The organism is Niallia yueguangensis, from assembly GCF_052663115.1.
This window is the reverse complement of record NZ_JBQTCX010000002.1, coordinates 309,879-335,512: the sequence shown is the minus strand read 5'-3', so window position 1 is coordinate 335,512 and position 25,634 is coordinate 309,879. Positions and strand designations below refer to the sequence as shown.

Sequence of the window (25,634 nt, the reverse complement as noted above, 5' to 3'; positions counted from 1 at the left end):
TAGAGGCATGGGGTTATTTTTCACAGGGGCTAAGCGCTGTAACTAGACACCCATCTAACTTCAAAAATATTATGCTTTCTTATCTTAAAACAAAAAATACACAAAAGATTTCGCATGTGAAATCTTTTGTGCATTGCTTTGTTAATATTAATTGGCTCTTTCTTATTGGGACTGTACTAATTTCTCTAAATTAGCCTCCATGACTTGAATATAATCAAGCCCCTTCGCTTGATCTTTTTCGCTTAAACCTTCTAGTGTACTAAGAACTTCGGTTTTTGCACCAATTTCCGAGGCAAGGGTTTTCGCTAATTTTGGCGAAGTAATTTCTTCAAAATAAATAACCTTAACATCATGTTCCTTCGCAAAATCTTTTAGCTCTGCAAGTTTTTGTGCATTTGGCTCTTGCTCAGGTGATAGACCAGCAATTGGTACTTGGATTAATCCGTACTCTTTTGCTAAATATCCAAATGCAGCATGCTGAGTGATTAATTCTTTCTTCTTAACACCTTTTAATTCTGTGCGGTAATCATTATCTAATTGAGTTAACTTTGCAAGGTACGCTTTACTATTTTTTTCATAGGCAGCTTTATTATCTGGATCAGCACTTATTAATGTATCCGTAATCGTTTGCACCTCTTTTTGTGCTAAAGCAGGGCTAAGCCATACATGGGGATCCATTTCGTGATGATGCTCATGCTCTCCTTCATGATGCTCCTCTTCTTCCGTTCCATCCTCATGATGTTCTTCTTCCTCTTCTACCCCTTCTACCAAAGTAATTCCTTTACTTGCTTCTACAAATTTTACTTTCTTGCCGCTTAAGGTATCTTTCACCTGAGGCACCCATGTTTCCATATATTCACTATTGTAAATAAATAGATCCGCATTTTGAATATTTGCCACATCTTTTGGAGATGGTTCCCATTCATGTGGTTCAGTGCTTGATGGAATTAATAATTCAACATCCGCTTGGTCTCCTGCGACATTTTTTGTAAATTCATACATCGGATAAAAAGTGGTTATGACTTTTATTTTTTCAGAATTCGATGTTTTTCCATTTGTAGTTTCACTATTTTTCCCACACCCGGCCATAAAAACAACTGCCACTAAAACAATTAAAACTGTTCTCAATCGAAAAAATTTCATTGCAACATTTCCCCTTCATTTCAATTTAAACTTCTGCTTATTTTGTTTCACGATGAAGGGTGTGACGCTTTAAACGGGGACAATATTTTTTTAATTCAATTCTATCTGGATTTGTTCGTTTATTTTTTGTAGTGATATAATTACGATCTCCTGTTTCCGTACATGCTAGTGTTATCGTTACTCTCATTTTTATCGCTCCTAATTTTTTTACTGTGCCACTGTAAAAGGTGGAATCGGATCGTTCAACAATGTCCAATCAGACTCCATTTCTTCTTCTTTTAAAATACATGCATCAAGTGATTGTATTAATTCTTCCTGATTCATTTCAATACCGATTAAAACTAATTCTGTCATTCGGTCGCCGTATGTTGGATCCCATTTTGCAACTAGATCTGGTTCTTCTGTTAAAATTTGATCTATTTCTGACTGCGGGTAAGCAGCGATCCAATTTCCAGCAGCTTGTATCATAATCGAGGGACCAGCTTGCGATAATAAGCCAACCATATCATTTCGAGAAGCAAGCCAAAAGAATCCTTTCGCTCTTACAATATCCTCCGGCCAATTCTCTAACCACTTCATTAACCGTTCTGGATGAAATGGGCGATTATTGCGGTAAACAAAAGAAGAAATGCCATACTCCTCTGTTTCAGGTGTATGTTCTTCATTTAATTCCTTTATCCATCCCGCTCCTTCACTCGCTTTTTCAAAATCAAAAAGGTTCGTATCCATCACTTGGTCTAAAGACACACGAGCATGATCTGTTTCGATTATTTGTGCATCTGGATTTAATTTTTGTATCAATCCCTTTAATTCTTTTGTAGCTTCTTCTCCAACTAAATCGACTTTATTTAGTAAAATAACATTGGCAAATTCGATTTGATCGATTAACAGATCTACTATTTCTCTAGTATCTGTTTCATCTGCAGCCTGCTTTCTGTCAAGAAGCGTTTCTCCTGACGCAAAATCCTTCCAAAAACGGTTGGCATCAACAACAGTTACCATCGTATCTAATCTGCAAATGCTGGATAAATCAATATTCAGCGTTTCATCTATATATGTAAAAGTTTGCGCAACTGGAATCGGCTCACTTATCCCTGAGGATTCAATGAGGATGTAATCAATATTGCCTAATGCAACAAGCTTTTCCACTTCTTTCATCAAATCATCCCGCAATGTACAGCAAATGCAGCCATTTTGCATTTCCACCAACTTCTCTTCCGTTCTTGAAAATCCACCTTGTTTAATAAGAGCGGCATCAACATTTACTTCACTCATATCGTTGACAATGACAGCTACTTTTTTTCCTTCCTTATTACCTAGAATGTGATTTAATAAGGTTGTTTTTCCCGAACCTAAATAGCCACTTAATACAGTTACTGGTATTTTTTTATTCATTATAATCCTCCTTCTTTTATATGTTCTGATACTTTTCTAAGATTGTTATATTTACTTGGCAATTACTAAGCTTGAAACTTTTTATATTAAATCGAAATAATTACGATTTAAATCACACTTTTATATTTTAAAACGTAATCATTACTATTTGCAAGTGATTTTTATTTTTTCCATTAGTGAACACAGTATAATAGCTGCTTTTAGTTAGTAATTTTCAAGGTAAGCTTTAGAATAAAAAGACTCCACCTCAAAATAACTTAGATGAGGGAGCCTTTTGACCATTTTCCATTTCAATAAAGTTACTACTCTTTTAGAACTACTTTTTTACCTGTCTCTGCTGATTCTTGAATAGCATCTAACAATTGATGCAATTTCACAGCGTCATGAAAATTTGGAATTTGACGTTTATTCTCTAAGATGTCTTGGGCAAATTGATTATACGCTTTTTCAATATATCCTTTTGGGGTTTTATCTTCTTCTGAAGATTGCTTTACTTCTTCAATATAAATATCATTCGTTCCTGTACTTAAAGAAGAATAGTTCGGGTGCATGATTTTTTCAATTTTAAGATTACCAAATTGCACATGTCCGTAAGAATGATTTTGTACTAAACGAAAAACCCCTTTTTCTCCTCGAATTTCTAAACTAAATGCAGGATAAACACCAGCTTGAATATGAACGGATGTAGACGTACCGTCAACAAGTGTGCCATTTATTAATATTTGATCTGCTGTATCTTTAGTGATCTTTTTACCTGTTTCCTTTATGATTGCTTCTGGATAATTGTTATTCATTGTTGCAGTTACTTCTTTAAAGTCACTTAATATATAGCAGAGAACGTCAAGTGAATGTCCGCCATTAATGGTAAGCAGACTTGCTCCATTTTCTTTTTTTAAAAGATAGGCGCTTTTTTGATCCGTTATCCCCCCTTTTCCTTGGGTAGCTACTTGCATCGTACAAGATAATACCTTGCCAATTCCCCCCTGTTTGATCGCTTGTTTTAAATAAATCACTTCAGGAGATTGCCGCGCCTGCAATCCAATAGCATGATGAATATTCGCTTGATCTGCTAAAGCTGCCAATTCTTTTGCTTGTCTTGTATTTATAGCAAGTGGCCATTCACAATAAAAATGCTTCTTTTGCTCGATGGCTGCGATTGAGGCTTCATAATGAAAAGGTACTTTTACACTAACGACAACCAAATCAACCTCTTTGGATTTTGCTAATACCTGATGGTCTGTACATGCTAAAGGAGCGTTAAGCGTTGCTGCACTTTCTTTTGCCGATGTCATGTTTGATGTTCCTATCGCTATAATCCGATAATATGGATGTTCTTTAAGTATGGGAATATGCGTATGACTAGCCCACTGATTATTCAATGAACCACCAATAATCCCTACATTTATAATTTTACGTTCCATCTTTTCCCTCCTATTCAACATAAACTAAGTATAATGAAGAATATATATCATTTATAATGTTATTAAATGATACTGGCATCACTTTTTTTGATGGGAGATGGAATAAAAATGGATATAGAAAATATGAAAGCCTTTGTTTCAGTTGCTGAATGTAAAAGTATTTCAGCGGCTGCGGTTAAACTGAACCATCTTCAATCCAATATGACGGCAAAAATAAAAAAGATAGAAGCTTATTATAATCAAGAACTATTTATTAGACATGCCAAAGGAGTAGAGTTAACTAAAGAAGGAGAAAAATTATATAAGCAATTTAAAAAAATATTATTTCTTTGGGAAGAAACTGAAAATAAGATGGAAAAACAGGATGAAAAACTACGTATTGGCTCGATGATATCCATTGGTGGAACACAATTTTCGGGTGCTTTAAATAAACTTAAAAAGTCATACCCTGATTTATCTGTCACTTTAAAAACAGGATCAACAGATGAGATAGAAGTACAAATTCTTCTTGGAAATATTGATATTGCTTATACGATTGGAGCACTGGACAACCCACAAATTAAATATAGAAAAGCTGGGGTTGAAGAAATCGCTTTAATTGGAGATGAAATAGGGGAAAATACAAGGTTAGAAGATTATATAAGTGGAAAAAACCTACTTGTACTATCAGATAATTGCTTGTATCTCTCCATTTTGCGCCAAATTTTTTCAAATTTGAACATAGAGCATGGTGAAATCATTGAAGTCGGAGATCTAGAAACGATTGTGCAATTTGCTTCAATGGGAATGGGCATTTCTTTAGCTTCTAAAAGATTAGTAAATCGCTATCATATCGATCGTTATTTAGACGTTCCTTCCGCTTATCGATATATAGACATATACTTCATTACGCGTAAAAATCATCAGTTAACACCTATAGAAAAACAATTTATCGAGGTGAATCATTCTATTATGAATTTGGATTAGAATAGAGAACAGTCACTATTCACCAAAATAAAAGGGATGAATTCTACTTAATTAGTAAAGTTCATCCGTTTTCCTTAATGCTGTTTATTTTTTTGAGAAAATTTGAGCGATGCCATTGCACTTCCCGAATCTATTGCTCACAAATCAACTGCACTCTCCCAACTTTTCCATCCGTTAGTCTAACTTTTATCCCATGGGGGTGGAATTGAGAATTCGTCAAGATATCCTTCACTACTCCCGTTGTTCGTTTTCCAGTTTTTTGATCTGCTTTCAGCACAATTTCTACTGTTATGCCTGGTTTAATATCTTTTCTATTTTGACCGTTCATTACACACCCGTTCGTTTTCTTTGATTATTTGGCTTTTTTGTTTGTTGGCTATTCAACTTTTGCATTTTTTGATTGCCATTCAAATTCGCTTTGCCATTTTGTGCATTTTGTTTTTTGTTTGCCAGCTGTTGCTTCATTGCTTCTTGAAGACTTATTTTCTTTTTTCCTTTTTCATTAGATTCGTTCAAGTTAGATCCCTCCATTATTTGTTTTGTAATATAAGTTAGTAATAGAAACATTGTGTATTCAAATTAGAATGTAGTCAAACAATATTCCGCAAACAAAATCATTTGTCAGCGGTTTGCATCAGTAATTTACATCATAACAGGTTCATCGAAAATAGAACAGTTCATCTTAAGTTTACGAATTGAAAAATCGAACCAGATAGAATAAGAAGGTGACTGTGCAAAAACTCTATTTTTTGCTATCGCATTCACTTTATTTTCTACATTTATACCTCTTTTTCCCGCTATCGTTTCAAAAAAAGAAGCGCAGCCAATTGAGCTACCCCGCCTAAGTAAATCTGCAACTATTTAATTTTCCTTAAGCCATAAAATCTAAGACTAAGGATAAAACCAATAATACACTCACTAAACTACTTGTAAAAACAACCAATTTTTTATTTGGTTTATTCTTTCCCTTTAACAAAGAGCGAGAATACATAATTCCACCAATCACCACTAATGCCAACTCCAATAACATCGTTAAAACCGGCCATTGCCAAAGTCCTAAGCCTACTTGTGGAATATTTCCGATATTGCCTGGAAGGATGCTTAAATCTGAACGATGTACGAATAAATCTAATATCCAATGACTAAAAACAACGGATCCGATAATAAATGCTTGTTTTTTCCCTAAAAACTTTAAAGCAATAAATCCCGTAATAATGGCAAGGATGATGGCACTAACAAGAGATTGAGAATAATCAATTGTAAAAATACCTGCTCCGTATCCTCCATCTCCTACCGTTTCTATCTTTTCTGAACCTGTCAACAATAAAGGTACAAAAGCTATATCAAGCAACTGAGTGCTTGTCATTAACGCCCAAAGTGGTATATCAGGATTTTTTGCTTTAACAGCTGCAGCGATTCCAAAATGTCCAGCAAACATAATTATTTCATCCCCTTTCTTCTAACTTTGCTATCTAAAGTCCCACAAACGATTGTAAAAAGAAGAGTAAAAATAATAAAATTCATTTACTTATTCCTCCTATTTTTTTAAAAATTTTTGCGTGGCAACAGGCACCATAAATTTTATTCTTTCATTTTTTCAATACCTGCCAAAAAAGTATCAATTAAAAGTTTAAAGCTTTTATCAATATCCAGTGGCATGCCAAACCCTTTTTTGAGTTCGATTGATGCAAAACCATGAAGGATGCTCCTAAATCCACGAATGGCATGAAGGGATGCCTCTTCATCTAGATCATAAGGACGTAAAATATCGACTAGAAGGGCAATTATTTTATCTGACACTTCAATAATTTCTACCTGCTCTGGACTAGGGGCCTGTATCGTTAACTCATATAATCCAGGATGCTTTCTCGAAAAAGCGATATATGCCTTACTTAAAGAATGAATAGCTTCTTCCTTTTCTAATCCATTCGCAGCCTGCTTTAAGTCCGAATAAATAATTTCTGCCCCAAGAAGTGTTAAACGATTTAACAATTCCGGCAATCCGTTGATATGATTATAAAGAGACGGTGACTTTATTTTGAGTCGTTTTGCTAAATTCGCCATCGTCACTTCCTGCAATCCTTGATTATCTGCTATTTCTACAGCTGCTCTGATAATATCCTCTATTGCGATTCCTACCCTTGGTGACATAAAATACTTCTCCTTTACTTAACCATTTATTATTTTTTCGAGTTGATTTTGTGGATTTTCCAATAAATCTCCATGCCCTACTGCTAAAAGAGTGATATTATATGGCAATATCTTTTTTGCACTATTCACTGCTTCTTCCTTATTCCATGTTGCCATTGCTGGGAAAGGAAATAATAATTTTCTTTGTCCAGAGATGGCGAAGCCGCCTTTTGTTTGAAAAGCATCTCCAGCAATTAAACTATTGTCCCTGCTGTCCAAAAAAGCCATGCTGCCAGGAGTATGGCCTGGCATTTTAATGCAAGTCAGCGAACCAATTCGATCGCCGTCTTTTAGTAAAACATCAGGTTTCGTTTTAACATTTTTCGGCAGCCCTCCTTTTAATGGATACGGTTCTTCCTCCTTATCAATAGAATAATCTCCATTCAAAATACGGGCATCTCTTTCCGAGATATACACCTTTGCATTAGGAAGGTGCTCCTTTAAAGCATCCAAAGAACCAACGTGGTCATCATGTGCATGTGTTAAAACAATTTTCGTAATCGGCTTTTTTAGATTCTCTGCTGTCTTTAATATTTTCTTATAGCTAAAAGGCAATGCTGCATCAATTAATGTAAGCTCTTTTTCCTCCTCAACAAGATAACAATTAACTGGAAATACATGAGGTAAAAAAGATAGTTGATACAAAAAATTTCGCTTTATTAATCTCATTTATTTTCCCTCCTAAATAAAAACTAATGGTATTAGTTTTAATATAACTAATACCATTAGTTTTGGCAAGTAGAATGTTCAATAATAATATTCGACAAATTTCGATTAAAGCTTCTACATAAATGCACAAAACCTTTTGTTTAAATTATCACTTTATTCAGTTAATTAATTGGTATAGCGTCAGGAAAATGTGGATTTACAACGTTCAGGAAATTTCAATCAATTTAAGCAGCTCCTTCGAACCCTAAAGTAAATAAATAATGAAGGAAGTCTGTCACTCAACATGCAGAAAAAAATTCCAAAATATTATACACTCTGTCTAATACTAGCGTTGTTTATGTTCAAATATAATTAGCTAATAGGTTTGTTAAACTTTGAAAAATAATAGGCTCAACAATGGAATAAACACAAACTATCCAATTAGTAAAGAACTATATCGGTGGTTAAATTTCAAAATGAGGAGGAGTATTTATGAGATGGTCACGAAAAATTAGATAGGCAGTATACCAATCTATGATAGATATAAAATACCTTGAAATATCGGAGGTCATAATGAGAAGTCTACCTGTGAACTTAATATGGTTTATTTGTTCTATTACGTTAAATGCTTTAGGAAATAGCTTTATGATAATGGCTAACCTAGGAAATGCCCCCTGGGCAGCTGCTGGGCAAAACCTTGTATCCATATTACCGTTTTCCATTGGTGTCTGCATTATTATTTTGAATTTCTGTTCGTTTTTACTTAGTTATTTAATGAAAATAAAATTTACCGTGGTGACAATTATCAAAAGTATGGCTCTCACCTTCGTTTTTGGAATATTTATTGATTTGTTTGTGTACTTACATCACATTGTGTATGTACCGGAGAATATATGGATTCTTTGTTTATATTTATTAATAGGGTTTAACCTTATTGCAGTCGCTGTATGCATTTACTTTCAATCAAGCTCAGTTTATTTGCCGTCTGACTATTTGTTGAAGGCGTTTGGGAAGCTAATGGACAATTATACATTAGGAACAATCTTTTGTACGTCAATTCCGATATCCATCAGCATTATTATTATTCTCTTTCAACACCATGTAACTGGTCTTGGTATAGGCACGATGTTATTTATGTTTGGAATTGGATTTTTAATTGACCTTTATAATCGCTGGATTGTGATTCAAAAACAAAATACGTACTCAGCATAAAGTAGTGCAGGCTAATTGTTGAACAACCCCGTAACAATAACGAAAGAGTCTTTAAAAGAATTATATAGTAGTTTGAAATAATACATATATAAAACAAACAGCTGCTGCACACGCTTGTTCCTATCCACTAACCCAAGATTTTGGCGTTCCACATGGCGAGGCATGTGCGATGACCCTTCCTTCTTTTTGGAAATTGAACAGCCAATTGGAAAGTGAATCAGAGCGTTTAAATGCTTTTAGTCAACGTCTTGGATTTAAAAATGCGGAAGCATTAGCAGACCGTATTGACGAAATGAAAAAAGAAATGGGATTAAAAATGACGTTAGAAAATGCAGGCGTCAAAACAGAAGAAGATTTAGACAAACTTGTTGAAGGCAGCTTTGCTCCTAATATGTTGAACAACCCAGTAACAATAACAAAAGAGTCTTTAAAAGAGTTATATAGTAGTTTGAAATAATACATATTAAATAAAAAGGGATGACCTCTACTAAACTAGTAAAGTTCATCCCTTCTTTTATCGACCAAACTCGAGCAGCACTACGCTAAAACTAATCCAAAAATATTTCTTCTAAAGATGGTTCCTCTACTTCTACTCGATAGATGTCTACTTTGCACTGTGTGAACGCTCGAATAATTTCTGCAATTTTTTTCTCGTCGTTTACAGTAATAGTTAAATTGGTATCTCTTATTTCTAAATCTGTCCCTGTGTTTTCAAGCCATTGAAATAAATTAGTCTGTTCTGATTTTGGTATAGGAGAAAATTTCAGCTTTGCGATAATATTAGATCGATAGAAGGCTCGAAGCTGATCCATTGTTCCCATTTTAACAATTTTTCCTTCTTTCATAATGGCGATTCTAGAACAAAGCTTCTCTACTTCATCAAGATTATGGGAAGTCATAAAAATTGTCTTTCCCCTTTTTTGAAGGTCAAAAATCAGCCGATAAATTTGAATAGCAGATTCGACATCCATTCCAGAGGTAGGTTCATCTAGAAATATTAATTCTGGATCATGAATAAGAGCCTGTGCAATCCCCAGTTTCTTTTTCATTCCAAAGGAAAATTTCCCCGTTTTTTTATTTGCATGTGCTGATAAACCAACTGCCTCTAATACTTCCAAACATCTTCCTTTTGATGCCGCATTACCTGAAAGAGCAGAAAGGAAACGTAAATGTTCCATAGCGGTAGAAGAAGCATAAAAAGTAGAATAATCGGGCATCACACCAATCTTCTGCTTTACTCGATCATTTTGGCCTTTTTCACCTAATAATATATAAGATCCGGAACTTGGTTGAATGATTCCTGTCAACATATTGATAAAAGTAGATTTCCCCGCACCATTTCGTCCTAAGAAACCAAAGATTTCTCCTTTATTTATCGTAAGGTCGATCCCTTTTACAACAGGATGAGCTCCATAAGATTTGCTTAATTGTTTTACTTCTACTACAACACTCATCAGCACTCTCTCCTTTTAAAAATTTGATTGGCAATGATAAGAAGTATTCCTGAAAATATTAGTACAACTAGAAAAGTATAATTATTTAGATCCAAATAGTAAAAGGGAGTAATATATTTTATCCAGCTTACATAAACATTCGATGTTAAAGTAATCCAAAAACCTAAAATAGGGAAAACAAGTCCAACCACAATCCCAAGAAACATCGTAATTCCAGGCTTTGAAATAAGCACAGAAAGCAAAATAGCAAAAGCTATTTGATAAGCTAATAAACTCATTGTTTGTAAAAAAAGAAAAACATCGAACTTCTTCGCAAAAATGCTGATAATTAAAAAAGAAGTTAAAACACATACAAACCAAAATATCCAAATCCCCAAAAACTTTCCCATCACAATGGAAGTTCGCGACGTTCTCGTTACTAAAAATCGGACTGTTCGCTCATGAATCTCTCTGTTCATGCTATCGTGTGAAAGACTCATGACAAACAATTGGCCAAATATTAAGATAAGAAACATGAGGCCGACTGTATGAATGTCTTCTGCTTCACTTGCTGGCAACTCGATCCCACTTTTAATTAAATTAGCAAACTTTGCTGAATAATAGGAAGTAGCCAATAAAATAATCAATATAATGATAGACTTTATTCCCTTAAATAAGCTAAAAAATTCTCTTTTTCCAATAACGTACATCCTTACGTTCTCCTTCCTTCATCTAAACTTCGCTTCTTCTGTTTATCTACTATACTCCATGTAATTTGACCAATTAGACCAATCAGAAATATAGCCACTATCCACCAATAATACTCAGATACAAACGGCATTCCTGCATGTCTACTCAGCATGATAATTGCTGCAATCGTAGAGATTATCCTAAAAAACTTTTTCATTCTCCCACCTCTTTTTTGTACTACAGTTAGAATAACGTTTCTACCTTACTCCTATAGAAAGCAAAGCTTAATTTTTCCTTAATTTCTATTTTTTGAGTAAAGGAATGTTATGATACTTTTATATTAATTATTTAGGAGAATTTCTTATGGAAAATGCCAAACTATTAATTGTTGATGACGAACAAGCTATCTTACAAATGCTAACGATTATTTTGCAAAAAGAAGGATTTAAACAAATAGACACAGCAACAGAAGCTGAGCGTGCTCTCTCCTTATGCAAAATGAATCAATATGATTTAATCTTTTTAGATGTGATGCTGCCAGATCGAAGCGGCTTCGACATTTGTCCCCTTATCAGGGAAATAACCAATGCAACGATCTTCTTTTTAACAGCACGTTCCACTGATCTAGACAAACTTTCAGGATTTGCTTTAGGAGCAGATGATTATATTACGAAGCCCTTCAACCCGCTTGAGGTGGTCGCACGGGTAAAAGCACATTTGCGCAGACATGCAGAAAAGATGCCAAAAGCTGCAAATACAATGTACCACTATGGCCAAATTAAGGTAAATACCGTTTCAGGTGAGGTTTCCGTTAATGGTCAGAGCATTACATTGCCAGCACAAGTTTATCAATTGCTGCTGTTCTTCTGTAAACATCCTAACCAGCTTTTTAGTAAAAGTCAGCTTTATGAACAGGTATGGGGAGAGGATTTTCTAGGAGAGGATAACACGATCATGGTTCACATTAGAAAGCTCCGTGAAAAAATTGAAGAAGATCCTAGCAATCCCCAATATATCGTGACAATACGGGGACTTGGGTATAAATTTGTTGCAAATGGCGGGAATCATCACCATGAACGTTCATAAACGATTTATTGTACAGTTTTTTTTACAATTGATTTTTATGTTTACTCTTGTCCTGATTGTATTTATTACTTTTTCGGTAGTCATCGGGTTCTCTACTATGAATTTAGAAGCCAAAAATGATTTATCAAAAGCGGATAGTTTATTTTTCGATGGGAAAATTGATGTTAAAAATAATAAAGTGGTTTTTAGCAGCGAATTAAAAAAAATGGCAAAGAAACAAAATAGCTGGCTTGTTGTTTTAACATTAAATAGAGATGTTATCGGTACTTATAATGCTCCAATGCAACTTCCTAATCACTTGAGTAAAAGTGTACTAGCTTCTTTAATGCTGCAAGATGAGCATTCAGATGTAACCTATACTTATTGGGAAATTCACGAGTATACAGAGAAGCCTCTCCTTCTTTTTTTGGGGCAGGAAAACAGCGGTGCAATTCTCCTACCAATAGTCAAGTCAGAAGTTGACTGGAACCATCATCAACTAAATCTCTCCCATTCAACTATTCAACAAATGAATGAAAACAATAGCTGGGTGCAATTGATTAATGCGGATGGAGAAGTAAAAGATGAGTCTGGGACAGAAAAACAACCAAAAAAATACTCTATTAAACAATTACAAAAATTGTCCAATAAAGAGGATAAAACGTTTTTTTCATACTATGATAAACAAACAGATCAAACCATTCTATTAGGTATAAATCCTTCTAACAGTTATTCTAACTTTGAAGAAGATTTGTTTAAAACTGTTAAAAGTACAACATTTATTATATTTGTTCTAGGGCTCATCCTGCTTATTTCGGGAACAATCTGGTATGCATCTAAATTTGGCATTCCTCTTCTTACCATGATGAATTGGATTAAAAACCTTGGCGATGGGAATTATCAAGAACCCCTTGATCAACATCAGCGTCCTGTCATGCTAAAAAAGAATGGCAAACTGAAAAGAAAATACCGGTTATATAAAGATTTAATTGTGACACTTTCCCAATTAACGGAAACACTACAAAAAAACAAACAACAGAGCTTAAAAATAACGCAGACTCGGGAAGAATGGATAAGCGGTTTATCTCATGACTTAAAAACACCGCTAGCTACCATAAGCGGATATGCAGAAATGCTCAAATCGAAACAATATAGTTGGAGAGAAGAGGAAGTGAAAGCATTTTCTAGTACGATAGCAGAAAAATCAACGTACATGAAAGAATTGCTTGAAGATTTAACGATAACGTATCAACTTAAAAATGAAGCTTTGCCTATCGCAAAAGAAAAAGTAGACATGAACGAGTTTATTCGACGAATCGTCATTCACTATATCAATGATCCAACAAGCGATGATAAAGAATTTATCTTTCATCCTTATCATCAAACAGTCGAAGCTTCCATTGATCCTAAATGGTTTCAACGGATAATTGATAATTTGATTGCTAATGCAATGAAATATAATCCAGCTCAGACAACGATTACGGTATCGGTTACTCTTATCGAACAGCATCTAGTCGTGATTACGATTAAAGATAATGGAAAAGGAATGGATAATGAAACGCTTGCCAAGTTGTTCAACCGCTACTACCGTGGTACGGATACAACTAGTTCAGATAATGGAACGGGATTAGGAATGGCAATTACAAAAAAATTAGTCGAGCTTCATGGAGGATCCATTAATGTAAAAAGCCAGCTTAATGAGGGTACTACAGTTCGCATTATACTACCTGTGTTGGAAGAGGAAAATTAAGAGAAAAAGTTAAGTATAAAATCGGGGTGGTGTCTAAGTGCATCACCCTATATTTTATTCGAGAAACTTCAAGTGATGCGCAGTTACCATCCATGCAATTCCTCCAATATAGCACTTACCCTTGTTTAAAAAATAGCTAACCAATTTTAACAACTAACCAATTAACAATTGACATTTTATAACAATAATTGTATCATCAGATGGAAACTAATTATAATAATTAAGTTTCCTAAGTTTCTTTTAGGAGGGTCAATATGTTAAAAAATTACTTATTTAAAAGTTATTCTAAATTTAAACTTAGTCGTTTTAATACTCGTGTTTTTTACGGTACAGAACTTCAGGAAAGAATTTTGAAGAACATCTTATTAAAAAATAAAGATACTTATATTGGTGAAAAATATCATTTTGATAAATTAAAGTTTGTTGATCAATACAGGGAGTCTGTTCCAGTTCACTGTTATTCAAACTATCATAGTTACTTGGAAGAATCTCAAAATAAAATGAACATTTTAACAAAAGAACCAATTATCTATTGGGCAAGAACAAGTGGTTCCTCTGGAACTCCAAAATTAATTCCACATACAAAAACAAGTATTAAAAATTGGAATGAAGGTGCCATTAGAAACTATATATCTTATCTTGCGAATACTAAAAAAAGAATACTAACTAATAATTTTATTGCATTTGTAGGACCATCCTTTACTAAATATATTCATAACATTCCTGTTGGTTATATTTCCGGCATTGCTGCAAAAGAAAATAAATTCCTATCCTCTCAAAATGTAGTACCAGAACATCTAAATAATATAAATAATTTTGATGATAAATTACTACAAATTACTAAATATGCTATTAATAATAAAATTAATGGAATTGTAGGGATTACCAGTTTTTCACTTCACCTTTTACATTTTATAAAATTTCATAGTAAAGATTGGGTTAAATATAATAAGGAAGTTAGCTTTTGTTTAGATGAAAATGGAGATATTAATTTAAATAACTTATGGCCTGATTTTGGATTTATGCTTTCTACCGGTGTTATGAAAAGTGAATTTCAGTCTAAGATAAACTACCTAATAGATAATGTATGGGTTGCTGATTTTTATGCTGGAACAGAAGGAGCATATGCTTTTACTAATAATAAACAAGATAATGGAATGACTTTAAATATAGACCTTTATTTCTTTGAATTCAGAGATTTAGAAAATGGTGAAATATATAGTTTAAAAGATGCTCAGCTTTATAAACCTTATGAAGTAATCATTACAGCACCGAATGGACTTTATCGATTTACAAATGAGGATATTGTTGAGTTAGTTAGTTTGTGTCCTCCACAAATTAAAGTTCTAGGTAGAACTACGACAATGATTAATATAGCCGGTGAAAAATTAAATGAACTTGAAATCGCCTATGCCGTGAACAAAACTTTAGAAAAATATGGATTAACAGGAGAAAGATTTGTCTTTTTTGGTTGGAATGATGATCAATTGTTGGCTCATCACTGCTTGGCTATTGAACTATTCAATATAAGAAAGGAACCAGTCAAAGATTTTATTAACCATTTTGTTGAGGTTTTATCTAAAAATCGCTACTCCTATTACAAAGGATTACAATCTATTATTAAACCGGCAAATATCATCATACTAAAACCAGGAACGTTTGAACAAATAGAAAAAAATAAGGCTGCAGAGTCTGGGTTTGTTGGACATTCAAAGGTAAAAACCATTATTGATTTAGAAACAGCATGTAAACTTATAAAATCAGACCATATACTATTTGAGGATTTACCATATGAAATACGTTCTAAATTTAAATCAAAAATGGTAGACGAAGAGGAAAGAATTTTATGAAGTCTGCACTTTCTAACAATCGTGTAGAAGAATCACTTTCAAAAACCCAGTGGATGTTTATTATGATTCTTGGATTAGGTGTTAGTATTCGACAAGTTGCTATGACAATGGTAATGCCATTTCTTTCTGTTTATAGTCAAACACTCACACACTACTCCCCTTTATTGGCTGGTATAGCACTAGGGATATTTGGGCTCGGTCAAGCAATTTTCCAAATACCTTTTGGAATCTGGAGCGATCATGTTGGAAATAAAAAAGTCATTCTAGTAGGTTTGTTTTTAGTTATTTTGGGATTATTAATGGCTTATGTTGTTCATAATATGTATCTATTTATCTTAGCTAGAGCACTTCAAGGTAGCGGCGCCATTATTGCTGTTGTATTCTCGTGGGTTTCAAATGATATAAACAGTGATAACCGTATAAAAGCAATGAGTTTTTTAAGCACTAGTATTGCTGTTGCAGCTGCATTGTCTTTTATTATTGGTCCAATTATCCATGTCTTTATATCAGTGAATGATATGTTTTTAATTTGTGCCATTATTATTACATTAAGCTGGATGATGATTTTTTTATTTTTAAAAGAAAAAAATGTAAAAAAAACCAATTTATTGGATGCACCTTTTACTTATATAAAATCATTGCTTAAAAGCAAAATGTTTCTCTCTCTAAATTTTATATCGTTTATTAATAATTACATGATGACAGCAGTTTTCTACGTTATTCCTATGAATCTTGTTCATATAACAGGACTAAATGGAATGTGGAAAATATTTATGCCTGCTGTTATTGTTGCATTAATTGTAATGAAATGGATTGTGCCATTAGCACAAAAGGGATATAGTCTACACCTGCTAAGAATCTCTTCTATTATTTGTTTAATAGGTATATTCTGTTGCTTTTATAATACATTCTACATGCTGCTAATTGGATGTTCGCTATTTATGATAAGTTATTTATGCATTGCAACACTTTCTCAGAATGAAGCAAATCACGATATTGATGAGAATCGTCGTGGTACTGCAAATGGCATATTTAATAGTTTTCAATATTTAGGTTCTTTTATTGGTTCGGTATTGACCGGTTTAATCTGGGGCATTCAAACTGAATTTGCACTTATTCTAACGAGTATTATTGCGCTTTTTGGCATTGTCTTAACTTTTTCTATTCATCAACGCCAATCTGCCTCATAATTGTTTGATATAAACAGCTAAATTATTGCAAGGGAGATAATATTAATTGAAAGAACGTATATTAGAAACTGCATCACACCTTATTGAGAAGTATGGGCTTAGAAGATTCACACTAGACGAAATTAGTCGAATGCTGTCTATAAGCAAGAAAACAATCTATGTTTATTTCCATAGTAAAAATGACATTATTTCTGCTTATTTTGATGCAGTATTAGAAAGTGATAAACAACATACGCTGAAACAATTAGACAAAGCAGAACTATTAGATGAAAAATTACAGGCCATTATCTTTTCTTCACATGATTTTAAACTTCCTTTAATTGTTATTGAAGAGGCTGAACGGTCCTATCCGAAAGAATGGGAAAAAGTTGAAAAGTACAGACTTTTCAAAGTTGCTTTAACTCGAGAAATTTTAGAAAATGCTAAAGATGATGGACTAATCAGAGCAACTGTTGATTTTACTATTGTTAGTTATATGTTGGAAAAAATAAGCTCTATGATTTATAATCCTTCTTTTCTCATTGATAACGACCTTACATTAAAGCAAGCCTTGCTATCAAGTGTTGACTTAATTATGAATGGTATTAGGAAAAATGACTAGTTAGGCAGAGGAGATAATTATAAAATCAGGGTAGTGACTAGTGCACCACCCTATTTTTTTCGAGAAACTTCAAGTGATGCGCAGGCACCATCCATGCTATTCCTCTAACGCAGTACTTATCTTTGTTGTTTTCACTTGCACATAAAACAATGCGAGTCCGATGACTGTAATAAATGGTGCGACTAACACTAAGTCTTGTAACGGCAAATACTTAACAGATAAGCCGCCGACAAAGGCACCTCCTGCATTTCCTAAATTCAGTGCGGATTGATTTAAGGTACTTGCAAGCGTCGGAGCGTCTGCGGATACTCCCAATATCCGAAACTGCAGCATCGGAATCATTGCAAAAGCTAAGACTCCAAAGATAAATATTCCTGGTACCATCAGAATGTTGGAGAATTGGAGGAAGTAAAACAAGAATAAATAGCCAACAAAGGCACTTAAAATAATAAAAAGTGATTTATTAATATTCCAATCTGCCATCTTTCCGCCTACAATATTTCCAGCAGTTACTCCTAAACCAAATACAACTAACAGCCAGGAAACGGTAGAGGATTGATATCCGGTTACATCGGTCAAAACGGGCGTAATATACGTTACCAACGTAAATACACTGCCAAAACTAAACATGGCGATAAGCAACGCCAGCCATAGGTTGCCGCTTTTTAATACGAGTAACTCTTGTTTTATATTGATTTTCTTTTGTTCATCATTTTTCGGAACAAGCAGGAAAATGCCTATTAATGTAATAAAACCAATGATTGCAATGATTAAAAAGCTGCTTCTCCATCCTAATTGCTGTCCGATAAATGTCCCAAAAGGAACACCTAATATGTTGGCAACCGTCAAGCCTGTAAACATGAGCGCCATTGCACTTGCACGGCGAGAATACTCTACTAAGTTCGCTGCCATAATAGCACCGATACCAAAAAAAGAGCCATGAGCAAGTGACGTGATTAAACGAGACGCCATTAACAAACTATAACTCTCCACAACAGTCGCCATTAAATTACCGATGCAGAAGATGAGCATCAGCAGCATTAATAAGTTTTTTTGCGACATTTTATACGTGATAAGAACAAGAATCGGACCGCCAACTGCTACACCTAATGCATAGCCAGTAATTAACTGCCCCGCAGCGGGAATAGTAGAATGAACATCATGAGCTACCTCTGGTAACAACCCCATAATAACAAACTCTGTCATCCCAATTGCAAACGCACCTACAACCAATGTCCATAGTGCAATCGGGTATTTCTTCGTCAATACGATCACCCCTTCGATTTTTATTTAATACTAAATAGCATCATTATATAAAAATCTTCCTTTTGCTGTCTTGTATATTGCTCAAACTTTTTCAGAAAAACTACCTGGATTTAAATCTATACATTCATTAGCAAATAGCACAAAAAGATAAGGGTATCCTACATAAATCTTCTGTAGAACAGTTTGCTTGGAAATCACAGCCGTTTTGTCCTATACAAAAAGGGTGTCCAAAACCGGAAAATCTCGGCTTATGAGACACCCTATTTTATCATCTGCACTCTTCCAGCTTTTCCATCTGTTTATTTTACCTTTAATCCATGTGGATTTAACGGAGATACCCTCAATACTAGGAAATATTTCCCCTTAATGGCATACACCATATCTTTACTATCCATTTTTGTATTTAGGTCTATATTCATATATATTTGTTTTTCGTAAACTACTTCTCCATAATTTTTTTGTTTTTAGCTTTAAACTTGTTAAACATACACCGACTATGACTATTGCACCTGCCAATATCTGCATGGAAGTAATAGTTTCACCTGATAGTAAGGTAATTACTACCGTAAATACCGGCACTAAATTCATACTAATACTTGCCTTAACTGTGCTCACTACAGGAACTGATCGGTTCCATAAAATAAAGGCAAAAACTGTTGAAAAGATACCAAGATATAGGATACTTCCAATATCAGCAATGTTTACTTGATGAATACTTATTGGTTTTGAAAATAAAAGAAAAGGCATCATTATAAATAGACCAAATAAAGATGAAATAGCCGTTGTGGTAATTGGATTAACACGTAATAAACTTTTCCCAATAATGGTGTAAAAAGTCCAGCTTAACACGACTATAAACATTGTTAAGTCCCCGATATTTAATTTATTATGGGAAAAATTAGAATGTGATCCAGAACTAATGATGATAATTACACCTAATAATGAAGTAGCAATTCCAATACCTTGAATAAAAGTAATCTTCTCTTTTAAAAAGAAATAACTAAATACAACAACACTTACAGGAATTAATACAGTAATTAGAGATACATTGGTAGGTGTAGTATGCTTTAATGAAAAGTAAGTAAAGTAAGTAAAAAGATAACCTCCAAGTAACCCCATAAGTAATAGTTTAAACCACGATTTCCTTATTACTTCTTTCCAATCAGGTTTTTCATAAATTTGAGCAAGCGGAATAAGAACAGCAACAGCAACAATCCAACGTACCACAGTGATCCATATCGGACTATATTTAGTTAATAAATGTGGACTGAATAAAATATTCGTAGCCCAGAAAAAATTACATAACAAGAGAGAGATCCAAGCTTTATAAACCATTAAACTTCCTCCATTTCTTCAACATAAACATTGTTAAGATTAATCTTCTTAAATAAAGGCTGTTTTCGTATAGATTGTTGCTTTTAAACGCGCAGCCTGCATACCCTTCGCTTTCCGTGGGCGAGCGTCGAGCCTCCTCGTCGCATACGCTCCTGCGGGGTCTCGTCTTTCTCGCATTCCCACAGGAGTACGTGTATGCAGGCTGCTAAGAAGTGCATTTCTAAATGTATTATGTAAAAAACAACAAACTTTGAGAAAACAGCCTAAATAAAAAATAAATGATGAGTAACTACCCGGTTGTTTTAGAGATTTTTTGAGATTATTAATATATTTTTTCACTTCAGCTATACTTTTCGAATTTGTCCGATTTTTCTAAAGTAACTTTGGTTTAAGCGTGATAACAAATAAGTGTAAGTGAAAAGATTAATGTGATTGTGCCACTATGACATGTTAACCTCACTATCTGATTATTAATTATTTTAACATTAAAGTTGATTTATAACTTTATTATTCGGTATAATCTAATAAACTTAAAATAATTTAAAGTATTTATCGTTTTTGCAAAATTAAATTCACTTTAAGTATTCAAACATTAATGTTTTTAGAATATTTGTAAAGGAGTAATTTTAATGGAATCTATCGTAAGTAAAGTTTTAGATAATGTTGATATTCAACTTTTAGATTTACTACAAAAACAAGCAGAGTTGAGTAATATTGAGCTGGCAAAACGTGTGAACTTATCTCCACCAGCTATCCATTCAAGGATAAAACGTCTAGAAAAAGAAGGTTTTATTAAAAGAAAAGTAGCTATTTTAGATCATGAAAAGCTAGGATTTGATTTATCATGCTTCGTTTTTATCAGTGTGAATATGCACCAAGCTGAGAAGTTGGAGGCTTTGGAAAAGGCATTAGAATCTATGCCTGAAATATTAGAGTGTCATGCTTTAACAGGTGAATATGATTTTCTTATAAAAGTGGTTAACAAAGATCGGAAGGAATTAGAGATGTTTGGAAGAAAATTATATGAACTTGGTATTACAAAAATTCAAACTAGCTTATCCCTAAGAGAAATTAAAAGTACTACAGTATTACCTATATAGGAACAAGATTAAAGTTGTGAAATCTTGGGAATCAAGATGTAATATAAGAATTCAGCGCCATATTCTTTGATTAGAATGGCGCTGTTTATTCCAGATTTGTTTTTTACTAAACCGTCTTCCATAATTCCTGACTGAAGGTTTCTTCTAATCAGTTTAAAGGTTGGTTTATCTGTAATCGTTTTAGCTAGGAGACTCATCAGTTTGTCGTGCTGAACTCGGTCGAAAAATTAAATCCCGAACACCCTTAGGGCTGATACCCTTTATATCCACCCATTCCCTTTAGCTTTAGAAATAGCTTCTATTCGATTTTTCACTTCTAATTTACTGATTGCTTCTGAAATATAATTGCGGATTGTTCCAGAGGATAAGTAGAGTGCAGCGGATATTTCTTTAGCTGTTTTACCATCAGCGACGAGTGATAATACTTCTCTTTCTCTTTCCGACAAAGGATTTTCTTTGCCCATGCTGCCAAAAATCAATTCGGATGCAAATTCTCTTTTTCCTTTTATAACATTCCGAATTGCTTCTGCTAATTCTTCACTTGGACCGTCCTTTAGTAGATAGCCATGAACGTTTGCTTTCAGTGCTCTTTCGAAATACCCTGGACTTGCAAAGGTGGTTAAAATGACTACCTTGCACGCTGAATGGCTTCGCTGTAGCTCTTCTGCAACATCCAATCCACTTTTCATCGGCATTTCAATATCAAGCAAGCATACATCTGGCTTCAGCTTCTTTATTAAAGAAAGAGCTTCTTCCCCATTCTCCGCCTGCCCAATCACCTCTATATCCTCTTCGAAATCCAAAAGGGTTCCTAAGGCTCCTCTGAGCATTCTTTGATCCTCTGAAATAATGATTCTAATCAAAAAGCCATCCCCTCTTTCCTTTCTTTCACAATAATAGGAACCGTTATGTGCAGGTTTGTTCCTTCTTGAGAGGAAAGGTGTAATTTCCCCTCTAAAAGTTCAAGGCGTTCTTTCATTCCTTTTAATCCATTTCCTGCTTTCCTATTATCCGTTAGCCCAACCCCATCATCTATAACAAAAACATCCACTTTGCCAAGTTTATGGTTAATTTTAATCGTACAATTTAATGCAGAGCTGTGCTTTACCACATTTGTTACAGCTTCTCGTAAACATAGACTAATAATATTTTGCGTAAGAGGAGGCACGTCTGCTTTTTCTAAATCAGCTTCTATGTGATGAGCAATGCCCGCTGCTTTTAATATCGTTTGTATCTCCACTAATTCCTCCGCAATAGTGATTGCCCGCATATCTGAAACCAATTCCCGTACTTGTTTTAATGCCGAACGGGAAATTTTTTCGATTTCTTTCGCTTCTGTTTGTGCCTGCTCTGGTTTATGAACAGCCAACTTCCCAACAAGCTGGCTTTTTAATGTAATTAACGATAAAGTGTGGCCTAATGTATCATGCAAGTCTCGTGCAATCCGCATTCGTTCCTCTCTTTTAACTAACTCATTAATCTGTTCATTGGCAAAATCCAATTGTTTTTCTAATTCCATTCGTTTAATCATCGATCGGATGCCAAATGGCGACATCAACATAATCACAAAAAAAGGAATATAGGAGATTATACTTTTTAATGAAGTATTCTCTATATTAATAAGCAGAGGAATGGATTGCATCACAGCAAATACAATAAGAGCTAGATAAAAATTCCTTTTTCTTACATAATATCCAATAAAATTAGCCGGGAAAAAACCCATAAATAAATTATTCGGATTGTAAAATAAACTTAACAATAAAATAATCCCCATCTGAATGCCGAGCCAATAAGAATACTTTTTCATTCCCATACAAAAATATAATTGTCGATACGAAACAAGGAATACAATCAGAAGCAAATATCCAATAACTAGTTTTACTCCTTTTTCTTTTGAAATATCGACAGTTGGCAAAACGAGATATATTAAAAATACATAGGGGAAAAATCCAAATCTTTCTGGAAATATGAATAACTGCTTGTTAAATCCCATAGACGCTCCTTAAACAGCTTCTTGTTTTCTTCTTATATACATAGATAATAGCATAAAAAGGAAAAGGTATCCTATTAGCAAAAGGGAATTCATTACATTCGGATTGTTTCCTCTAATGATTTCCCAAGCCCCGTCAGCAAATTGATAGGAAGGAAGCCACTTAGCAATTGCTTGCATCAATTTAGGAAAAATATCGATAGGCATCCACATTCCCCCCATAATCGCTAATACCATATAAATAAGATTGCTAATACCTGATGCAGTTTCCACCTTTTTCATTGTTCCGACTAATGTGCCAATTCCTAAGAAAGGAAAAGATCCAAAAATAATCCATACTCCACACATCATCCATTGAAACAGGGACAACTCAACTCCATTTATTAATACACCAGCTAGAAAAATAACTACAATAGAAAATACATGGATCAATGTTTGCGCCACCATTTTTGCAGCAAAATACACTCCGGTAGACAGAGGGGAGATCTTGATAAATCGTGTCCATCCTTGTGTTTGTTCTTGCACTAGCTTAATCCCTAAAGTCATAATCGATGATCCCATCACGCTAAAAGTTGTCATCGACATTAAATAATGTGCTTTCCACAGTGCTTGATCATTTTGCGGCGAACTAATGAGCTTGGTGAAAAGAAAATAAAACATAATCGGCATACATAAAGACCAAAAAATATAATAGCGATTACGGAACATTCTTAAAATCTCTGCTTTTGTTTGCATCATAAATGCGCTCATTTAGATAACCTCCCTATTTTCCACTAGATTTGAAAATGCTTCTTCTAGCTTCCCATGACGGATTTCAATTTGACGCATCTTTATCTTTTTTTCAAATAAACATGTAAGCACTTCATCCGCATTATCTGTTATAAGAACTATGCGATCTCGCTCTTGTTTTACCTCCAAAATATACGGCAATGCTCGGTACATTTCTAAAGAATGCTTCGCTTCATCCAAAAAGGAAATCGTTTGTTTTGTAAATCTTTCTTTTAATTGTGCAGGGGTGCCATCACTTGCGACCGTACCATTGTGGAGCATAATTATTCTTTCTGCTATTTCATCTGCTTCTTGCAAATAATGAGTTGTAAAGATAATCGTTTTTCCAGATTCTTTTAACTGTAATACCTTTTCCCAAAAGAGCTTTCTTGAGGTAATATCCATGCCAACTGTTGGTTCATCAAAAAAAAGTAAATCTGGATTGCCTACAAGTGCTAATGCAAAATTCAATCTGCGCTTTTGCCCGCCTGACAGCTTCTCCGTTCGTTTATTCCAATCCTTTTCCTCGAGTCCGGTTAATGCAAGTAAATCGGAAATCGCTAATGGGTTAGGATAATAGCTTTGAACTAGCCGAATCACTTCTTTTACTTTTAAGCCATCCATTACACTAACGTCCTGCAGCATACAGCCAATCCTTTGTCTTACTTCTTTCCTTTTTGGATCAGACTGAAATAAAGAAATCTTTCCATTACTTACCTCCATTAATCCAATCATCATTATGATAGTCGTTGTTTTTCCCGCACCATTTGCACCTAAGATGGCAACAGCCTCTCCTTTATTAATGGAAAAAGAAATATTATCCACCGCTTTTTGATCATAAAATACTTTAGATACATTGCTTACCTGTATGACATTCTCCATGTTCAACACCTCCGACATTTGTAATTCTATTGTAAGATGAAAAAAAACACTTGATTAGTCGCAGATGTCACCACTTTAAAATGACAAATGTCATAAAAAAATGGAATTTAAATTATTTGTTACAGTCTATATATAGTAGAAAATAAAAGGAGGTTTTTGTTATAGGCTGTTTTCTAAAAGTTTGTTGTTTTTGAATAAAATAATAAACATGGCTGAAGCACTGAGCAGCCTGAATACACGTAGACTCCTGCTTAGAAAAGCGAGAAAGACGAGACCCCATAGGAGCATAGCGAGGCCACTGAAAAAGTGAATGCTATAAAATATAGGTAGTGACAATCCAAGCAACGAAGAGGTTTTCGTTCGGTTTTCCGAGGCTTACCACACGCTTTCCGCGGGGCGAGCGCCGAGCCGCTTCGTCGCTACGCTCCTGCAGGGTCTCGCCTGTCTCGCTAATCCCGCAGGAGTCGTGCGGACGCCTCTCCTAACCAACATGATGGTCGTTTTCAAACTCTCTATACCATTTTTACCCTAATATATTTAAGTGTTTCACCTATAATTTATCTTATAAAACACTTTTTCAGTGTCGTCAGCATAGCAACAAGGAGGCTCGGCACTCGTCCGCGGAAAGCGAAGTGTATTCAGGCTGCGAGTTTAAAAGCAACAATCTATACGAAAACAGCCTAAATAAAAGCAAGCCCCCAAGTAAACGAAGAACTTTCGTTAGTTTGGAGACTTGCTT

27 protein-coding genes are annotated in these 25,634 nt (G+C 34.3%); 9 read left to right on the top strand and 18 right to left on the bottom strand.

Features of this window, described 5'->3' with window-relative positions:
• Window positions 1-162: 162 nt before the first annotated feature.
• From ACTYA4_RS03195 to ACTYA4_RS03180, 4 genes are all read right to left on the bottom strand, one after another.
• Window positions 163-1,143, bottom strand: coding sequence for a metal ABC transporter substrate-binding protein (locus ACTYA4_RS03195; RefSeq protein WP_445505507.1), 981 nt, complete (start codon window positions 1,141-1,143; stop codon window positions 163-165).
• A gap of 37 nt (window positions 1,144-1,180) precedes the next feature.
• Window positions 1,181-1,330 carry a 50S ribosomal protein L33 gene (gene rpmG / locus ACTYA4_RS03190; RefSeq protein WP_445505506.1) on the bottom strand — a complete coding sequence of 50 codons (150 nt, stop codon included), beginning with the start codon at window positions 1,328-1,330 and terminating at the stop codon, window positions 1,181-1,183.
• A gap of 20 nt (window positions 1,331-1,350) precedes the next feature.
• Window positions 1,351-2,538: a GTP-binding protein gene (locus ACTYA4_RS03185; protein ID WP_445505505.1), complete on the bottom strand. Its 1,188-nt coding sequence runs from the start codon at window positions 2,536-2,538 to the stop codon at window positions 1,351-1,353.
• A 302-nt stretch (window positions 2,539-2,840) separates the two neighbouring features.
• Window positions 2,841-3,959, bottom strand: coding sequence for a Gfo/Idh/MocA family protein (locus ACTYA4_RS03180; RefSeq protein WP_445505504.1), 1,119 nt, complete (start codon window positions 3,957-3,959; stop codon window positions 2,841-2,843).
• Window positions 3,960-4,067: 108 nt separating this feature from the next.
• Between ACTYA4_RS03180 and ACTYA4_RS03175 the strand changes: the two genes are divergently transcribed.
• Window positions 4,068-4,925, top strand: a complete 858-nt coding sequence (locus ACTYA4_RS03175; protein ID WP_445505503.1) for a LysR family transcriptional regulator — start codon at window positions 4,068-4,070, stop codon at window positions 4,923-4,925.
• A 130-nt stretch (window positions 4,926-5,055) separates the two neighbouring features.
• On the opposite strand, the gene ACTYA4_RS03170 is transcribed toward ACTYA4_RS03175, so the two are convergent.
• The 5 genes from ACTYA4_RS03170 to ACTYA4_RS03150 form a co-directional block, all read right to left on the bottom strand.
• Entirely contained in the window at window positions 5,056-5,253 is a 198-nt protein-coding gene (locus ACTYA4_RS03170; RefSeq protein ID WP_445505502.1) for a YwbE family protein, read from the bottom strand.
• Window positions 5,253-5,456, bottom strand: a complete 204-nt coding sequence (locus tag ACTYA4_RS03165) for a hypothetical protein (protein WP_445505516.1) — start codon at window positions 5,454-5,456, stop codon at window positions 5,253-5,255. The genes ACTYA4_RS03170 and ACTYA4_RS03165 overlap by 1 nt, the downstream gene beginning before the upstream one ends.
• A gap of 340 nt (window positions 5,457-5,796) precedes the next feature.
• Window positions 5,797-6,363 carry a permease gene (locus ACTYA4_RS03160; protein WP_445505501.1) on the bottom strand — a complete coding sequence of 189 codons (567 nt, stop codon included), beginning with the start codon at window positions 6,361-6,363 and terminating at the stop codon, window positions 5,797-5,799.
• A 143-nt stretch (window positions 6,364-6,506) separates the two neighbouring features.
• Complete coding sequence (locus ACTYA4_RS03155) at window positions 6,507-7,076, bottom strand: TetR/AcrR family transcriptional regulator (RefSeq protein ID WP_445505500.1); 570 nt, start codon at window positions 7,074-7,076, stop codon at window positions 6,507-6,509.
• Between the two features lie 18 nt (window positions 7,077-7,094).
• Window positions 7,095-7,784 carry an MBL fold metallo-hydrolase gene (locus ACTYA4_RS03150; protein WP_445505499.1) on the bottom strand — a complete coding sequence of 230 codons (690 nt, stop codon included), beginning with the start codon at window positions 7,782-7,784 and terminating at the stop codon, window positions 7,095-7,097.
• A 552-nt stretch (window positions 7,785-8,336) separates the two neighbouring features.
• Here ACTYA4_RS03150 and ACTYA4_RS03145 point away from each other — a divergent pair.
• Together ACTYA4_RS03145 and ACTYA4_RS03140 are read left to right on the top strand one after the other, a co-directional pair.
• Entirely contained in the window at window positions 8,337-8,975 is a 639-nt protein-coding gene (locus tag ACTYA4_RS03145) for a DUF6198 family protein (protein ID WP_443481965.1), read from the top strand.
• A gap of 88 nt (window positions 8,976-9,063) precedes the next feature.
• Complete coding sequence (locus tag ACTYA4_RS03140) at window positions 9,064-9,432, top strand: dehydroquinate synthase/iron-containing alcohol dehydrogenase family protein (RefSeq protein ID WP_443482015.1); 369 nt, start codon at window positions 9,064-9,066, stop codon at window positions 9,430-9,432.
• A 91-nt stretch (window positions 9,433-9,523) separates the two neighbouring features.
• On the opposite strand, the gene ACTYA4_RS03135 is transcribed toward ACTYA4_RS03140, so the two are convergent.
• The 3 genes from ACTYA4_RS03135 to ACTYA4_RS03125 are packed head-to-tail and all read right to left on the bottom strand — an operon-like array spanning window position 9,524 to window position 11,315.
• Window positions 9,524-10,429 (bottom strand): ABC transporter ATP-binding protein, encoded by a 906-nt coding sequence (locus ACTYA4_RS03135; protein WP_443481966.1) that lies wholly within the window; start codon window positions 10,427-10,429, stop codon window positions 9,524-9,526.
• Window positions 10,429-11,118: an ABC transporter permease gene (locus ACTYA4_RS03130; RefSeq protein ID WP_445505498.1), complete on the bottom strand. Its 690-nt coding sequence runs from the start codon at window positions 11,116-11,118 to the stop codon at window positions 10,429-10,431. Before ACTYA4_RS03130 ends, ACTYA4_RS03135 begins: the two co-directional genes overlap by 1 nt.
• A 2-nt stretch (window positions 11,119-11,120) precedes the next feature.
• The gene (locus tag ACTYA4_RS03125) at window positions 11,121-11,315 is read right to left on the bottom strand and encodes a hypothetical protein (protein WP_443481968.1); all 195 of its coding nucleotides are present in this window, start codon (window positions 11,313-11,315) and stop codon (window positions 11,121-11,123) included.
• A 146-nt stretch (window positions 11,316-11,461) separates the two neighbouring features.
• Here ACTYA4_RS03125 and ACTYA4_RS03120 point away from each other — a divergent pair, with 146 nt between their 5' ends.
• From ACTYA4_RS03120 to ACTYA4_RS03100, 5 genes are all read left to right on the top strand, one after another.
• Window positions 11,462-12,184 carry a response regulator transcription factor gene (locus ACTYA4_RS03120; protein WP_443481969.1) on the top strand — a complete coding sequence of 241 codons (723 nt, stop codon included), beginning with the start codon at window positions 11,462-11,464 and terminating at the stop codon, window positions 12,182-12,184.
• Window positions 12,171-13,913: a sensor histidine kinase gene (locus ACTYA4_RS03115; RefSeq protein ID WP_443481970.1), complete on the top strand. Its 1,743-nt coding sequence runs from the start codon at window positions 12,171-12,173 to the stop codon at window positions 13,911-13,913. Before ACTYA4_RS03120 ends, ACTYA4_RS03115 begins: the two co-directional genes overlap by 14 nt.
• A gap of 254 nt (window positions 13,914-14,167) precedes the next feature.
• Window positions 14,168-15,763, top strand: coding sequence for a GH3 family acyl-acid amido synthetase (locus tag ACTYA4_RS03110; RefSeq protein WP_443481971.1), 1,596 nt, complete (start codon window positions 14,168-14,170; stop codon window positions 15,761-15,763).
• Window positions 15,760-16,953, top strand: a complete 1,194-nt coding sequence (locus tag ACTYA4_RS03105; protein WP_443481972.1) for an MFS transporter — start codon at window positions 15,760-15,762, stop codon at window positions 16,951-16,953. The genes ACTYA4_RS03110 and ACTYA4_RS03105 overlap by 4 nt, the downstream gene beginning before the upstream one ends.
• A 46-nt stretch (window positions 16,954-16,999) precedes the next feature.
• The gene (locus ACTYA4_RS03100; protein ID WP_443481973.1) at window positions 17,000-17,554 is read left to right on the top strand and encodes a TetR/AcrR family transcriptional regulator; all 555 of its coding nucleotides are present in this window, start codon (window positions 17,000-17,002) and stop codon (window positions 17,552-17,554) included.
• 96 nt (window positions 17,555-17,650) lie between these two features.
• Here ACTYA4_RS03100 and ACTYA4_RS03095 read toward each other — a convergent pair whose 3' ends face one another.
• A complete protein-coding gene (locus ACTYA4_RS03095) occupies window positions 17,651-18,820 on the bottom strand; it encodes an MFS transporter (protein WP_443481974.1) in 1,170 nt (389 codons plus the stop codon).
• 387 nt (window positions 18,821-19,207) lie between these two features.
• Complete coding sequence (locus tag ACTYA4_RS03090) at window positions 19,208-20,155, bottom strand: DMT family transporter (protein ID WP_443481975.1); 948 nt, start codon at window positions 20,153-20,155, stop codon at window positions 19,208-19,210.
• Between the two features lie 629 nt (window positions 20,156-20,784).
• Here ACTYA4_RS03090 and ACTYA4_RS03085 point away from each other — a divergent pair.
• Window positions 20,785-21,255 (top strand): Lrp/AsnC family transcriptional regulator, encoded by a 471-nt coding sequence (locus ACTYA4_RS03085; protein WP_443481976.1) that lies wholly within the window; start codon window positions 20,785-20,787, stop codon window positions 21,253-21,255.
• Window positions 21,256-21,515: 260 nt separating this feature from the next.
• On the opposite strand, the gene ACTYA4_RS03080 is transcribed toward ACTYA4_RS03085, so the two are convergent.
• The 4 genes from ACTYA4_RS03080 to ACTYA4_RS03065 are packed head-to-tail and all read right to left on the bottom strand — an operon-like array spanning window position 21,516 to window position 24,895.
• Window positions 21,516-22,118, bottom strand: coding sequence for a response regulator transcription factor (locus ACTYA4_RS03080; protein WP_443481977.1), 603 nt, complete (start codon window positions 22,116-22,118; stop codon window positions 21,516-21,518).
• A complete protein-coding gene (locus ACTYA4_RS03075; protein WP_443481978.1) occupies window positions 22,115-23,248 on the bottom strand; it encodes a sensor histidine kinase in 1,134 nt (377 codons plus the stop codon). The genes ACTYA4_RS03080 and ACTYA4_RS03075 overlap by 4 nt, the downstream gene beginning before the upstream one ends.
• A gap of 9 nt (window positions 23,249-23,257) precedes the next feature.
• On the bottom strand, window positions 23,258-23,995 hold the full coding sequence (locus ACTYA4_RS03070) for an ABC transporter permease (protein WP_443481979.1): 738 nt from the start codon (window positions 23,993-23,995) through the stop codon (window positions 23,258-23,260).
• Window positions 23,996-24,895, bottom strand: a complete 900-nt coding sequence (locus ACTYA4_RS03065; RefSeq protein WP_443481980.1) for an ABC transporter ATP-binding protein — start codon at window positions 24,893-24,895, stop codon at window positions 23,996-23,998. It abuts the gene before it with no gap.
• Between the last annotated feature and the right edge of the window lie 739 nt (window positions 24,896-25,634).

Coding starts and splice junctions, on each gene's coding strand:
- ACTYA4_RS03195 (WP_445505507.1), bottom strand. CDS start 1,143: ATGAAATTTTTTCGATTGAGAACAGTTTTAATTGTTTTAGTGGCAGTT.
- rpmG (WP_445505506.1), bottom strand. CDS start 1,330: ATGAGAGTAACGATAACACTAGCATGTACGGAAACAGGAGATCGTAAT.
- ACTYA4_RS03185 (WP_445505505.1), bottom strand. CDS start 2,538: ATGAATAAAAAAATACCAGTAACTGTATTAAGTGGCTATTTAGGTTCG.
- ACTYA4_RS03180 (WP_445505504.1), bottom strand. CDS start 3,959: ATGGAACGTAAAATTATAAATGTAGGGATTATTGGTGGTTCATTGAAT.
- ACTYA4_RS03175 (WP_445505503.1), top strand. CDS start 4,068: ATGGATATAGAAAATATGAAAGCCTTTGTTTCAGTTGCTGAATGTAAA.
- ACTYA4_RS03170 (WP_445505502.1), bottom strand. CDS start 5,253: ATGAACGGTCAAAATAGAAAAGATATTAAACCAGGCATAACAGTAGAA.
- ACTYA4_RS03165 (WP_445505516.1), bottom strand. CDS start 5,456: ATGGAGGGATCTAACTTGAACGAATCTAATGAAAAAGGAAAAAAGAAA.
- ACTYA4_RS03160 (WP_445505501.1), bottom strand. CDS start 6,363: ATGTTTGCTGGACATTTTGGAATCGCTGCAGCTGTTAAAGCAAAAAAT.
- ACTYA4_RS03155 (WP_445505500.1), bottom strand. CDS start 7,076: ATGTCACCAAGGGTAGGAATCGCAATAGAGGATATTATCAGAGCAGCT.
- ACTYA4_RS03150 (WP_445505499.1), bottom strand. CDS start 7,784: ATGAGATTAATAAAGCGAAATTTTTTGTATCAACTATCTTTTTTACCT.
- ACTYA4_RS03145 (WP_443481965.1), top strand. CDS start 8,337: ATGAGAAGTCTACCTGTGAACTTAATATGGTTTATTTGTTCTATTACG.
- ACTYA4_RS03135 (WP_443481966.1), bottom strand. CDS start 10,429: ATGAGTGTTGTAGTAGAAGTAAAACAATTAAGCAAATCTTATGGAGCT.
- ACTYA4_RS03130 (WP_445505498.1), bottom strand. CDS start 11,118: ATGTACGTTATTGGAAAAAGAGAATTTTTTAGCTTATTTAAGGGAATA.
- ACTYA4_RS03125 (WP_443481968.1), bottom strand. CDS start 11,315: ATGAAAAAGTTTTTTAGGATAATCTCTACGATTGCAGCAATTATCATG.
- ACTYA4_RS03120 (WP_443481969.1), top strand. CDS start 11,462: ATGGAAAATGCCAAACTATTAATTGTTGATGACGAACAAGCTATCTTA.
- ACTYA4_RS03115 (WP_443481970.1), top strand. CDS start 12,171: ATGAACGTTCATAAACGATTTATTGTACAGTTTTTTTTACAATTGATT.
- ACTYA4_RS03110 (WP_443481971.1), top strand. CDS start 14,168: ATGTTAAAAAATTACTTATTTAAAAGTTATTCTAAATTTAAACTTAGT.
- ACTYA4_RS03105 (WP_443481972.1), top strand. CDS start 15,760: ATGAAGTCTGCACTTTCTAACAATCGTGTAGAAGAATCACTTTCAAAA.
- ACTYA4_RS03090 (WP_443481975.1), bottom strand. CDS start 20,155: ATGGTTTATAAAGCTTGGATCTCTCTCTTGTTATGTAATTTTTTCTGG.
- ACTYA4_RS03085 (WP_443481976.1), top strand. CDS start 20,785: ATGGAATCTATCGTAAGTAAAGTTTTAGATAATGTTGATATTCAACTT.
- ACTYA4_RS03075 (WP_443481978.1), bottom strand. CDS start 23,248: ATGGGATTTAACAAGCAGTTATTCATATTTCCAGAAAGATTTGGATTT.
- ACTYA4_RS03070 (WP_443481979.1), bottom strand. CDS start 23,995: ATGAGCGCATTTATGATGCAAACAAAAGCAGAGATTTTAAGAATGTTC.
- ACTYA4_RS03065 (WP_443481980.1), bottom strand. CDS start 24,895: ATGGAGAATGTCATACAGGTAAGCAATGTATCTAAAGTATTTTATGAT.